The 12835-nt window shown below is 63.8% G+C and carries 8 protein-coding genes and 1 pseudogene; 5 read left to right on the top strand and 4 right to left on the bottom strand.

The genetic code is table 11. The features are described 5' to 3' along the window. The 4 genes from AB4061_RS34645 to AB4061_RS34630 all read left to right on the top strand — a co-directional run. The coding region (locus AB4061_RS34645; RefSeq protein ID WP_441640671.1) for a hydrolase at positions 1-570 on the top strand (570 nt) is incomplete at its 5' end. Positions 571-742: 172 nt separating this feature from the next. Beyond that, positions 743-1636 carry a glyoxalase gene (locus AB4061_RS34640; protein ID WP_441640670.1) on the top strand — a complete coding sequence of 298 codons (894 nt, stop codon included), beginning with the start codon at positions 743-745 and terminating at the stop codon, positions 1634-1636. A 114-nt stretch (positions 1637-1750) separates the two neighbouring features. After that, a complete protein-coding gene (locus tag AB4061_RS34635) occupies positions 1751-3208 on the top strand; it encodes an alginate export family protein (protein ID WP_441640673.1) in 1458 nt (485 codons plus the stop codon). A gap of 172 nt (positions 3209-3380) precedes the next feature. Then, positions 3381-4007 carry a hydrolase gene (locus AB4061_RS34630; protein WP_441640669.1) on the top strand — a complete coding sequence of 209 codons (627 nt, stop codon included), beginning with the start codon at positions 3381-3383 and terminating at the stop codon, positions 4005-4007. Positions 4008-4121: 114 nt separating this feature from the next. On the opposite strand, the pseudogene AB4061_RS34625 reads toward AB4061_RS34630, so the two are convergent. From AB4061_RS34625 to AB4061_RS34610, 4 genes and pseudogenes are all read right to left on the bottom strand, one after another. Then, a pseudogene (locus AB4061_RS34625) lies at positions 4122-4425 on the bottom strand (YkgJ family cysteine cluster protein). A 104-nt stretch (positions 4426-4529) separates the two neighbouring features. Beyond that, positions 4530-10208 (bottom strand): trifunctional serine/threonine-protein kinase/ATP-binding protein/sensor histidine kinase, encoded by a 5679-nt coding sequence (locus tag AB4061_RS34620; RefSeq protein WP_441640668.1) that lies wholly within the window; start codon positions 10206-10208, stop codon positions 4530-4532. A gap of 455 nt (positions 10209-10663) precedes the next feature. Further along, a complete protein-coding gene (locus tag AB4061_RS34615) occupies positions 10664-10891 on the bottom strand; it encodes an MFS transporter (protein WP_441640667.1) in 228 nt (75 codons plus the stop codon). A gap of 17 nt (positions 10892-10908) precedes the next feature. Beyond that, positions 10909-11307, bottom strand: a complete 399-nt coding sequence (locus AB4061_RS34610) for a response regulator transcription factor (RefSeq protein WP_441640666.1) — start codon at positions 11305-11307, stop codon at positions 10909-10911. A gap of 1248 nt (positions 11308-12555) precedes the next feature. Between AB4061_RS34610 and AB4061_RS34605 the strand changes: the two genes are divergently transcribed. Further along, complete coding sequence (locus AB4061_RS34605; protein WP_441640665.1) at positions 12556-12711, top strand: hypothetical protein; 156 nt, start codon at positions 12556-12558, stop codon at positions 12709-12711. Positions 12712-12835 lie beyond the last annotated feature (124 nt).

The raw sequence follows: 12835 nt of genomic DNA, 5'->3' as shown, positions 1-12835 counted from the left end.
GTCGTTGGCCTGGCCAAGGCGGCAAAGATCTTCAATATCCCGACGACGATCACCACCGTCGAGAGCGAGTCGTTCTCGGGCTTCACCTATCCGGAACTGCTCGACGTGTTCCCGGACCAGAAGACGCTGGAGCGCACCTCGATGAACTCGTGGGACGACCAGAAGGTGCGCGATGCGCTCAAGGCCAACGGCCGCAACAAGGTGGTCGTGGCCGGCCTGTGGACTGAGGTCTGCAATACCACCTTCGCGCTGTGCGCCATGCTCGAAGGCAACTACGAGATCTACATGGTCGCCGACGCTTCGGGCGGCACCAGCAAGGAAGCCCACGACTACGCCATGCAACGCATGGTGCAGGCCGGCGTGGTGCCGGTGACCTGGCAGCAGGTGCTGCTCGAATGGCAACGCGACTGGGCCCACCACGACACCTATGACGCCGTCATGAAGCTGGTGAAGGAACACTCGGGCGCCTATGGCATGGGTGTCGACTACGCCTACACCATGGTGCACAAGGCTGCTCCCCGGACCGAAACAAAGCATGAGTCCATCGCTCCGGTTCCGGCTCGCCGCTAAACCGAAGCTTCTACTGGACCACGGGACGCGGATTGTCGTTCGGTGAAGCAGAGATTGGCCTACGCCGGCAGGAAGCACAGAGCATCTCAACGGCGAGCCGATTGCAGTTCTCAAAGTTGGTGACGGTGTCGGGTATGTCCTTGCCGACACCGTTCCTGCGCTCCAGACTCATATGACACTTTCTTGGCGGGTTCGCGCTTGCTACTTGGCAAGTGCCCTACTTTCTTCGCCCGTTGTTCCGCTGCAAGCGGTCACCTTGGACCAGGGCGTGGGCCCTCAATACGACACCGCCCATGTGTATGTGGCGCCCGCGGATGTCGAGAGGTTTTCTGATAGCTTTATCGCGACATTCGGCGGCCATAAATCCGGAACTACCGTGCTGCAGGTAACCCCGACACCAAGCATGGCGACGTCCCAAATCGTCCATACCCCGGTCGGAACCGTCTCGGTCTTCGGCTTCAAGACACCTATTCCTTATCCGTTTGGACAAGAGCGACACGGGTACCTTGTCAAAGATCTTGATACCGCCATTTCACTCGCGCGACACCATGGCGCAGGGGTCAGTGTGGCTGCGTTCCCCGATCCGATCGGCAAAGATGCCGTGATCGAGTGGCCGGGCGGGGTAAGCATGCAACTCTACTGGCATACACAGGCACCGAACTACGAACAACTCGAGACCGTGCCGGAGAGCCGAGTTTACATCTCGCCGGATCGAGCAAACGCGTTCGTAAGAAGCTACATCGCGTTCACAAACGGAGACGTTGTGGCGGACGAATGCAATGCCCCTGGAGTGGAAATCGGACAGGGTACTAAGAGCTACCGTCGCATCCGCATGGAATCGAAGTTCGGCAAAACGACCGTACTAGTCACTGATGGCCATCTCCCGTTTCCCTTTGGCCACGAGTCGACAGGCTACGAGATCAGGAATCTATCCGCGACTTTGTCGCGCGCTCGCGCATCCGGTGCCGTCGTGTTGGTCGGCCCGTTTTCAACGGAGCAGCGGGAGGCCGCCGTCGTCGAGTTTCCGGGAGGCTATATCGCAGAAGTCCATGCGCTTCGACGCTGAAACCACCACCTGGTGCCGGCTGTGTTAGCTCATGCTTGCCACTGGTTGGAGGGCTAGCAAGTGCATAAGACGGAGCGGGTGGCGCGATACAACGTGTTTAAAGTTTCGGTTGACATGCATAAAGTAACTTCAACAAGGGCTGCAGAACACCTGGCTGCTTCCACAAGCCGACTGGGACCTATTGCTTACGCAGCGGTAGTTCTGGCGGTTTTGGCAACGGCAGGCATAGCCCACGCAGAAGACGCGAAGATTGTTTGCGGCGCAGACCGTCCAATCCCATTGTTCAACCGCTGGCAAGAGGATTGGTCGGTGCTGGCGGACCCGTGCGTGCCGCGGCAGCCTCTTGACGATCTAAAGTATGTCCCGCTTGGTGGGGATCCCCATTCCTACCTTTCGCTGGGCGCAAATCTTCGCGAACGGTTTGAGTACAACAACGCTCCATTGTTCGGCATTGGTACGAGCAGGGCTGATAGTTATCTGTTGCAGCGTGCGGACGTGAGCGCAGACGTCAGGCTGGGACGGCATCTGCAATTTTTTGCCCAGCTCGCAGATGCGCGTGTGTTTGGAAAGGACTCTGTGTCCGCAGTGGACAGGAATCCCGTTGATGTACAGCAGGCTTTTGTCGCGTGGGTTTCCCCACTGGGCCCCGGCACGTTCAAGTTTCGTGTAGGCCGCCAAGAAATGGCGTTCGATTTGCAGCGGTTCATCTCAGTGCGGGACGGCCCAAACGTGCGGCAGGCCTACGATGCGGTATGGGTCGACTACGAGTTGGATAAATGGCGCTTCCTTGGCTATCTGACGCAGCCCGTGCAGAACCGCAAGGCAAGCGTGTTCGATGATGTCTCCAACAGGCACTTGACCTTTAGCGGTGTACGGTTCGATCGGAAGGATGTCGGCCCGGGCGATTTGTCTGGCTACTATTCGGCGTATAACAAGACCGGTGCAAGTTACATCGACGCATCGGGCGGCGAACACCGCAATGTGTACGACCTTCGGTACTCGGGCAAGCGGGGGGCGGTCGACTGGGATGTCGAGGGGATGTATCAATCCGGCCGCGTCGGTACGAAATCCATATCAGCGTGGGCTTTGGGATCCGTGTTCGGCTACACCCTTGCTTCTCCATGGTCCCCTCGCATCGGCATCCAGTTGGACATGGCCTCTGGGGATCGGCATTCGAAGGATGGGTCGACGGGAACGTTCAATCCGTTGTTTCCCAACGGCTACTACTTCACGTTGGCCGGATACACAGGATACTCCAACGTTATCCATCTGAAGCCGTCCATCACGTTAAAGCCGAAAGCCGACCTAACGCTGCTGGGAGCCGTAGGCCTTCAGTGGCGTCACTCTACGGCTGATGCTGTCTATCAACAGCCGAGCACTCCCGTACCGGGCACGGCCGGACAAGGAGGGCATTGGACCGGTGCTTACCTGCAATTGCGCGCGGATTGGGCCATGACCAAAACGCTGACAAGCGCTGTTGAAGCCGTCCACTATCAGGCCGGCAATGCGCTGCGAAGTGCAGGCGGTCGAAACTCCGATTATGTCGGCCTCGAGTTGAAGTATGGCTGGTAGTGTCGAACGTTTGTCATTGAGTGCATGGCGGGAAATACCCCGTGACAATACGGTACCAAAGTCTAAAGGGCTGGCCGTCGATTTCTTCGACGGCGGCTTTCGCATCCTTTTTTCCACGGGCGCCGTCATACCAATGTCGTCCCCGATTTACCTTCATTAAGGAGAGACGAGCATGTCCAAACTCAAGTTGCTTGAACCCGCCGATTGCGCATTGATCCTGGTTGACGAACAGGCAGGCCTGGCATTTGCCGCCGGCTCGCAAGACCCGCAGATCCTGCGCAGCAATGGGCTCGCGCTCGCGAAGACCGCTGTAGCGTTCGACGTGCCCGTCGTCGCCTCAACATCCGCTACGAAGGTGTATAGCGGCCCACTAATGCCTGCATTCCGTGAGGTATTGCCGAATGTCGCGCCGATTGAACGTCGCAACATGAATCTCTGGGAGGACGATGCCGCCCGAGAGGCAGTGAAAGTCACCGGTAAGCAAACGCTGGTCATCGCAGGAATGCTGACTGAAGCCTGTGTGAGCTTTCCAGTGCTGTCTGCGCTGGCGGAAGGCTACCAAGTTGTTGTTGTCGCGGATGCTTGCGGCGGTCTAACGCCGACCAGCCACGAACTGGCCCTGCGCCGTATGGCGTCGGCTGGCGCCGTCATGACATCGTGGCTGCAACTGCTGTTGGAATTCCAAAGGGACTGGACGCGCCATGATACGTACGAAAAAGCTAGGGCAATTGTTGTCGAGCACGGGGGCGGCTATGGCACCGGCCTGGCATATGCGCGGGATATGATCAAGCCAGCATAAGTTGCTCCACAATGCCAGGCAGAGGTTCACGTTGTCGGGAGGCTGAAAGCGGCTGGCCCGTACGTCTCGGGGTGTATTCGCTTTTGCCTGGCCGGTCAGCCGCTTTGTAAGTTGTCACTTGTGCTGTTGTGAATCGGTGGTGATCGGGGCCAGCACAAATCCTGCAGCGACCGCTGTGGAGTTCGTCCCGGTCACGGGCCACGCAGCCAATGCTCGACCGTCTCCACACATGCCTATATTTGGCTGGAGCGAGCCACACACTGGCGGACGGTCAGGATGACCAAAAATCTTGCACCGCATGTCGCCGTCAAGCTGCACGCACGTCTCGCCTGCGGCCTTCCCGAAAGGCATCCCAGGAATCGGACTGGACATAGATGGAGCAATACAGCAGGCCCCCACAGTTCGGACGGCACTTCATAAGTCGAATTATTTGACAGAGGGCTGGCCTTCGGGCGCCCCCTGCATTCCGTTTTTGCACACCGGTCAGCGCATGGAAAGCGCAGCCGTACAGGGGGATCGTCGCTAGCCATCCTCCGGCGGCTGACACCGGCGCCGCGCTTCGGAGGCCGTGCCCTGGTCAGCCGCTGGCTTCGGCATACAGAGCGGAATGACGAAGGCGAACACGCACCCGTGCGGCAGGCGGGGCGCGGCGTACAGGCGGCCATTGTGGGCCTCGACGATGGAGCGGCAGATGGCCAGCCCCATGCCCATGCCGTTGATCTTGGTGGTGTAGAACGGTTCGAAGGCGTGCTTGATGGCGTCGTTGCTCATGCCAGTGCCGGTGTCCTCCACACTGACCTGCAGGTAGACGCCTTCGACGATGTCGGTGGCGACACGCAGCATGCGCAGGCGGTCGGTGACCTCGCTCATCGCCTCCACGGCATTGATCACAAGGTTCAGCAGCACCTGCTGGATCTGGACGCCATCGCCGAAAACCTGTGACGACGGAGCATCCATGGCCAGCTGCAGCGACACTTGGCGCCGCTCGATTTCGCTGCGCGCGATGGCCAGGATGTGCCGGATCGCCTCGTGCATGTCGATCGCCGCCAGCACCGGCGCGGCATTGCGCGTCAGCGCCTGCAGGCTGCGGATCATGTCCCCGGCGCGCTGGCCTTCGCTGGCGATGGCAACCAGGCCCTCGCGGGCGTTGCCGATCTCGGGCGCGGCGCGGTCGAGCCAGCGCAGGCTGGCGCCGGCATTGGAGACGATCGACATCAGCGGCTGGTTGATCTCGTGCGCGATGGAGGCGGTGAGCTGGCCTACCGTGGTCGCGCGGGCCACCCGTGCCAAGTCGGCCTGAGCATTGCGCAGCGCGTCCTCGGCCTGCCGGCGCATGGTGACGTCGGTCACGGTCCCGACGTAGTCCAGCGCATCGCCGTCGACGGACAGCGGCTTGCCGATCGAAGCGAGATACCGAATCTCGCCATCGCTCCTGACGATGCGGTATTCCACGCGGATCGGGCGTTCTTCCGCCACGTGCAGATCGACCATCTCCAGCACCACCGCGCGGTCGTCCGGATGGATACGCGCAGCGAAATCCTCCAGCAGGAACACGGACTGCGCCGCATCGAACTCAAAGATGCGGCACAGCTCCTCCGAGCAGGTGAACACGTTCTGGCGCAGGTCCCAGCGCCAACTGCCGGTGTGGCTCATGCGTTCGCCCATTACCAGCGACGCCTCGCTCGCGCGCATTGCCCGTTCCACGCGTTCGCGCCGTGCATTCTCCGCGAGCAAAGCGTCATAGAGACGGGCGGTCTCGAGCGAGATGGCGGCTTGCGCGGCGAGCAGTTCCAGCACCCTGGTGTGTGCCACGGTGAAGCTGTCGCGGATCAGCCGGTTTTCCAGATAAAGCACGCCGATCAGCTCGTTGCGCTTGAGCATCGGGATGCACATTGCCGAACCGTGCGCCTGCTGGTGGAAATAGCTGTCGATGGCAAAGGGGTTGGGGCCGCTCGCATCGTCGACGATGATCCGCTGTCCGGTGCGGACTACGGTGTTCAGCATGGAGATGGGCAGGTCATCGGCCCCGGGCGCGTCCTGCGCCAGCTCGACGAGGATGCCGCTGGACGTGGTGTGGGCGCGCGCCTCGATGATCGGCGTCCTGCCGTGTAGCCTGATCAGCAGGCCGCGCTGGGCGGCGGCATGTTCCAGCGCAATGGTCATGAGGGTGTCCACCAGCTTGTCCAGGTGGATCTCCTCGGTCAGCGCGCGGGCGGAGCGGATCACGCTCTCCACGTCACGGATTTGCGGGCTGCCCGCCAGCGCATAAGCCTTCTGCGGGCTACTGTCCGCCAGGCCCGCGTGCATTGATTCCAGCTGCGCCACCTTGCCGGTGGCGCCCCAGCGCCGGTATGCGTCGCGCGCTGCCCTGGCATGCGCCTGCGCGGCGGTCTGGAAGCTGCTGCCGGCGCACAGGCGGGCCGCCAGTTCGTGGGCGAGGGCGGAGTACTGGATGAAGCCCTGCTCGTCGGCACGCCAAATCGCCTTCTCGAACAGCGACAGCGCGGCCAGGGTGTCTCCGTCCAGCCGGGCGATCTCGGCCTGGACCAGCAGCGACTTGTCGGCGAACGTCGCGGGATTGGCGGCGGCCCATCCGTCGATCTTCTGGCTGTGTGCCATCAGACGTTCGCGCTGCGCCGTGTATTGCAGCGCGCCGGGGCGCGCGGTGGCCGCGAGCGTCAGGGCGCTGTACAGATGGAAGTCCAGCAGGTGAATGTGGCCGGGCGCCGACCATGCCAATGCCGCGGCGCGCTGCTGGCAGGCTGCGGCGGCGTCATAGTTGCCCGCCATGTAGCGGGTCGTGGCCAAGTAGATCCAGTGCCAGAAATCCAGCGTCGACATCCGCTCCCGCGACGTCCGGCTGGGCCCGAGATCGTCCAGCAAGGCCGGCGCCGCAGGCCGCAAGGGAAAGTGGGGCTGGCGCAGTCCGTCGACGAAATGCTGCTGTAGCAGCAGGATTTCCTCGACATCCTGAAAGCCGGCGCGGCGCACGAAGTCGAGGCCGCGCTGCACTTCGGCCAAGACTTCGTCCAGGGTATCTCCGCGCGTGAGCAGATTGGCCACCTGATGACAGCACTCGAAGCAGGCTGTGGTGATATCGCCGTTGGCGACGCCCGCGGAAAAGCCCGCGCGGGCGCAGTCGATCGAGAACGACAGTGGATGGGTCCACACGCTCAGCTGGTCCAGAGGCAGCAGCGTCTTGGCCTCGTAGGCCAGGTAGCTGTGGCGGGAGACCAGCTCGCGGGCCAGATGTCCATAGCGGAACCCTTCCTGGTAGTCCTCGAAACGGTGCCCCACCAGCACGCCGAACCAGCTGAGCGCGGCGGTGGACGCACCGGTCATGCCATGCTCCAGCGTCAGCCGCAGCATCTCGCACAGGTGAAGGAAGAATAGGTGCTCGTCGGTGAAGCTGGCCGGGGCCGACAGCGCGGCCAGCAGCGCCATGGCTGCCTCGATGTCGGGGTTGGACATCGGCGGCAGATCGAGCAGCGCTTCCAGCGCGCTGCCTGCCAGTCGGGCGCGGATGTCGAGATAGGCGGTGTCGCAGGCCGAGGCTGGCGGATGCGCCGCCAGCCGGATGCCGAAGGCTTGCAGGCCGGCCACCGCGGTTTCCACCGCTAGCGCGTTCTCGGAGCGGCGCGTGTGGATCTCGGTCTTGAGCTGGTGGATGGCGGCACGCTGCGGCGCCGTGGCGGGCATCGCCAGAAGGCGTAGCGCCAGATCCAGCGCGCGTGCTAGGTTGCCGAGCAGGAATTCGCATTCCGCCTGTTCCTGCATCAGCGCGAACATCAGCGGCGCAGGGACTTCGCTGCCGGATGCTGCCGCCGCGCGCAGGAACGAAAGCCCGCTGTCCAGGTAAGTCACGGCGGAGGCATAGGCGATGGCGCGCTTGGCGCGGCGCGCGGCCTGCAGGCTCAGCCGCGCGACGTCGATGGCCTCGCCGGCGTCGGCCACCAGCTCGGCCGCCTGCGCGAACAGTTCGGTGGCGTGGAACAGGGGCTCGTCGCGGTCGTCCGCCTGCGCGGCCCTGGCGAGCAGGCGGCCGGCGCTCAGGTAGATACGCTTGCGCTCGGCCGGCGACAGCAAGCCGTGGGCGGCCTCCTGCACACGGTCATGGAAGAAGGCGTAGCGCTGCTCTTCCTGGTGCACCGCGTCGATGGCGTGCGCCGGGGCCAGCACCGCGTGCAGCGCGCGCCCGTCGATGCCGTAGATCGCGCACAGCAGGGCGATGTCGGAGTGCCGGCCCAGGCACGCCATGCCGCCCAGCAGTGTGCGCGTGCGCGCGGGCAGGCGCTCGAGCCGCCGTAGCACCATGCCGGCGACGTTGTCGGTATAGTCGCGCCGGCGGATGCCTTCGAGGTCGAAGTGCCAGTTGGCATCGTCGGGGCGGCGCACGATCAGACGGTCGTCCACCATGGTCTTGAGGAACTGGCCGACGAAGAAGGGGTTGCCCAGCGTCTTGGCGTGGATCAGCGCGGCCAGCCCCTGCAGGTCGCGTCGCCGCGCGCGCAGGGTGTCGGCCACCAGGGTGGTTATGGCGTTGACGTCGAGCTCGGCCAGCGCCACCTCGTACACCCGGGCGGCCTTGCGGCGCAGCCTGGCGTGCGTCGGTTCCGGTGTGCCCGGCGGCACCTGCAGGCCTAGTTCCGCGGTGGCTTCGCGGGAGCTTGCGACCAGCAGCAGGGGCAGAGGCGAGGGGTTGGCCAGCAGGTGTTCGAGCAGGCTCAGCGAAGGGGCGTCCAGCCATTGCAGATCGTCGACCAGCAACACCAGCGGGCGATCGTAGCGGGCGAAGGCGTTCACCAGGTTGTGCATCGCCATGTGGAAATGTTCTTGTGCCTCGGGGCCTGTCGAGGTGGCCACCGGCGGCAGCTTGCCGGCCAGCAGCTCCAGTGCCGGGATCATGTTGACGGCCAGTTGCCCATATGGGCCCAGTGCCTGCGACACCTGTTGCTGCCAGTCGCGAACGGCGGCGTCGGGCTGCCCCAGTATCTCCAGCACCAATCCCTGGAACGCCTCCGCCAGTGCGGTGTACGGCACTTCACGCCGGAACTGGTCGCCCTTGCCTGCCGCGCAACAGGCTGGGCGCTGCCGCAAGCCCTGCAGGAAGGTTTCCAGCAACGCCGACTTGCCGATGCCCGAAGTGCCGGTGACCACGGCAAGCGCGTGGTTGCCGCTCATGGCCACGTAGTCGAAGGCGTTTTGCAGCATCGCCAGCTCCGCCTCGCGGGCATACAGGCGGCCGGGCAGCTCCAGCTCCGCGGGCTGGTCGTGCGTACCCAGCTCGAACGGGTCGATGCGGCCCAGCGTATCCCAAAGTGTGCGGCATCGCCTCAGGTCCGCTTCGAGCCCCGCGGCCGACTGGTAGCGGCGCGCGGGGCGCTTGGCCAGCAGCTTGAGAATCAAGAGCGACAGCGCCTCGGGCACGGCGGCAGCCTGCACATGGGGCGGGACCGGCTCGCTGGCGATGTGGCAATGCGCCCACTCGCTGAGATCGCCGGGGACCCGTGCCACGAAGGGCAGGTGGCCGGTGGCGAGCTTGTACAGCGTCACGCCCAGCGAGTAGAGATCGCTGCGTGCGTCCCGGACGTGGCGTGTCCTGCCGGTGTGCTCGGGCGACATATAGGCGGGCGCCTCGCCGGCCAGGTGGAGGTGCGGGGGCAGCGTGTCCGCGATCTCGCATTGTTGTCGTGTCGCCAGGCCGAACCCGCCAATACGGCAGTGCCCGGTATCATCGACGAACAGGTTGGACGGCATGATCGCCTGATGGACCAGCCCGGTTTCGTGCAGGCTGCGCAGCGCGCTGGCGGCGCCTACGGCGATGGACAGCAGCCGCGCCACCGGTTGCGGCCCGGGCGGCAGCAGCGACAGCGGCGTGGCGTCCAGGTCGTCATAGACCAGCGCCACGCCGGCGTGGCGGCGCACGCTGGTGTGCGGCTTGAGGGCCCAGGCGCCATCGAGCAGGTCGCGCAGTGCAAATTCGTGGTTGAGCTGGCGCTCCGCCTCGCCCCCCACCTCAGTATCCGCGGTGGCTGCGTGCGCCAGCAGGATGGTCCGCGCAACATGCTGGTGGCGGCCGCGCGAGAGCGCTAGGATCCCGTCCTGCTTGACGGGAGTGAAGAGGTAGTCCGACAGTGTCACAACGGACCGCTCGCTGCCGGGCTGCGCGTCGGAGCGGGCGGGAAAGTCGCCAGCGCTCATCTCGCCATGCCCCGGGCGAGACAAGGCGGGCGAGGCAGGCAGCGATGTGCGCCGCTGCTATGGAGAAGGCACGCTTGCCCGGTGACGGATGTCGGCACGGACAGGATCATTCGATGATGGGGCGCTAGGCAATTGAAGGTTGGACCGCTTCGATGCTCTATCATAGACAGTGCCCGCGCGGGGCGCCATCGTCCGGTGGTATGGGTAGACGGAAGGTGACGGTGTTCGCACAATGGGCTCATCAACCGGTGGTATCGCCGCCGGCCACGCCTGCGGGTGCTTCTGGCCGTCGGCCTCATGGCGGGCCAGGGCCCCTGGAACTTAGCGACCCCACCCATGACCGAATCCCAGGCTGGCGCCACCGGCCATGGCGCGCAATACCACCAGCCACGGGAAGCTTGGCGCCAGCGACTGGCTGAAATTGGCCGCCGCGCAGGCTAGCAGCGCGACCGAGATCACACGCAGCTTGCCGTGCGCTCGGCCAGTGGCCCGTAGATCATCTGAAAGGCGGCATACGCCAGCGTGAAGCTGGTCACCGCCAGCCCGGTCTTGCCCGCGGATATGCCGAAGTCGCGCGACAACGCCGGCAGCAGCGTGTCGGCCGCGCGGATCGAGGCGGCGGCAAAGAAGCCGGCCAGCCCCAGGGCCAACCGTTCGTGGCGCGTGCCGTGCGCTCGGGTCAACGCGCTGTCGGGCAGCGTCAGCGCCTTTGGTGCGGGGTCTTGGCACTGCCGTGCGCGAGAGCACTCTCGATGCATTGGATGATCTCGGGGTCCATGAACGGCTTGCTCAGAAAGCAGATGGCGCCGATTGCCTCTGCGCGTTGCCGGTAACTCTCCTCGGGGAACGCCGTCATGAAGACGACGGGGATGGACAGCCCACGCATGCGCAGGGCCTCGCATAGCGCGAAGCCGTTCATCTCGGGCATCTGCACGTCGGTGACCAGGCACGAGACGGCATCGAGGGCACGGGATTGCAGCAGGTCGTTCCCGCTTGCGTAGAGCTCGACAACCATGTCGAAGGAGCGAAGCAGGTTTCCCAGGGCTTGTCGGACAGAAGCATTGTCGTCGACGATGGCGATCACCGGGGCAACTGGCACACGGGGCTCCTTGGTTGTCATGAGCGATGACGAAGCTCGCAAGAGACTCCCATCGATTGCGTCGAGGATAACGCGCCAGCGCATTCCATGGAATCATACCGTGGTATCGCTCCGATCCCGCCCGCGCGCTGGCCGCCGCGGCTAATACCAAGGTATTAGATGGCCGCCCCTGCCGACGCCTTCTTGCGCGCCGGACTGACCGGGTCCGCGCGATATATTCCCATGCGCGGTCTTGCCTGCGCCAGCGCGCTCCCTGTTTCGATGATGCCCTCCAAGGATTCGATGAATCCGTATTGCCACTACCAGGTCGAGTATCTGCTGGACGGTGACATCGCTTTGCTGCGAGGAACCGCCTCCGGCTGTTCGACCTCAGCAAGGTATGGCCGCACTCGGATTACCCGTTGATCGAGGTGTCGGGCCGGCCCCGGTCGCCTGGTCGGGCTCAGTGCGATTTGGTGGCATCGTCCGCCGTTCTTGGCACTTCATTGCGAGCTATCGTCGCGGTAGCAAGCCCAGGTGCACCAGTGATCTTGGGTACGCACTCCGCGTGGAACCAGGCAGCGGTGACTGGCTCGCCCGCCAGCATCCGCTTGATCAGCGGCACCACCAGGAGTACCGAGACCCCAAGACTGGCAAAACGTGGTCGGGGCGTGGGTGGCGCCGGTGTGGATCGGAAAGAATCCGAATCGGTTCCTCATCGCCGAGGAATGAGGAGGGCGTAAGGAGAATTGCAAGCTTTGGGCAGGTAGCGGTAAGCAAGGGCACTCGCTGTCAAAGCTCCTGCCTTGGCTGCCCAACCGCGAAGCGGTTCAAAACGTGAAGCGGCAGAGATCCTTCATCAGGTTATTCCTGCACCAATCTCTAAGCAAAGATGGATGCTCTGGATCCTTCTTGAGGGATGAAAGGGACAGCCGAAGGCCCCCCGATGTGCTTGTATCGGGGGGCCTTCCGTCACCCTAGCTGGATGATTCCGACAGTCATTCGAACGCGCTATCTTCGCCCGCGTGCCGGTCGTCTCAACTCTTCCCCACAGAGACCGGTATCCCCTCGCCGCTGCTGTATCTAGCCGACCAACGAGGCGGTCACCACCGAAGCCTTTCAGACGGAAAGGGCAGCCCTAGCGCCGGGCGGCTTGTGCTCAGCCGACGTGTGACATGAGTGTATAGGGTAGCGGAGGCGTTATGGACTAGACTAATTTGCAATGAACATCTCAATCCATATGTGTTTTTCGTATAACGGACTCACACTGTGAGTGGTCGGTTTGGCTCAAGTCGCCGGGAGTATGTCAACGAGCGCCGGCGCGACAAGAACCTGGCCGAGGTGGCGGGGGAAGTGCGCGACGCGGTGACGGGGGCAATCATGGCTGATGCACTGGTCACCGCCGCGCAACTGCGCCCCTGCTGATTGAGCGCAGCGACGAGCGTGGCGAGCTGCGGCGTGTGCATTGACCATAGGCACGAGGCGCCGATCTGCGGGGGAGCGACTGAAGTCGCTTGTTGGTCCCAATCGCATCGCTCGACCTGCCCGG

Origin of the sequence: Cupriavidus sp. YAF13 (genome assembly GCF_052113425.1) — a bacterium.
GTDB lineage: Bacteria > Pseudomonadota > Gammaproteobacteria > Burkholderiales > Burkholderiaceae > Cupriavidus.
Note: the sequence above shows the minus strand (reverse complement) of the source record. Positions and strands in the feature narration are given on the sequence as shown.

Coding starts and splice junctions, on each gene's coding strand:
- AB4061_RS34640 (WP_441640670.1), top strand. CDS start 743: ATGACACTTTCTTGGCGGGTTCGCGCTTGCTACTTGGCAAGTGCCCTA.
- AB4061_RS34635 (WP_441640673.1), top strand. CDS start 1,751: ATGCATAAAGTAACTTCAACAAGGGCTGCAGAACACCTGGCTGCTTCC.
- AB4061_RS34630 (WP_441640669.1), top strand. CDS start 3,381: ATGTCCAAACTCAAGTTGCTTGAACCCGCCGATTGCGCATTGATCCTG.
- AB4061_RS34620 (WP_441640668.1), bottom strand. CDS start 10,208: ATGAGCGCTGGCGACTTTCCCGCCCGCTCCGACGCGCAGCCCGGCAGC.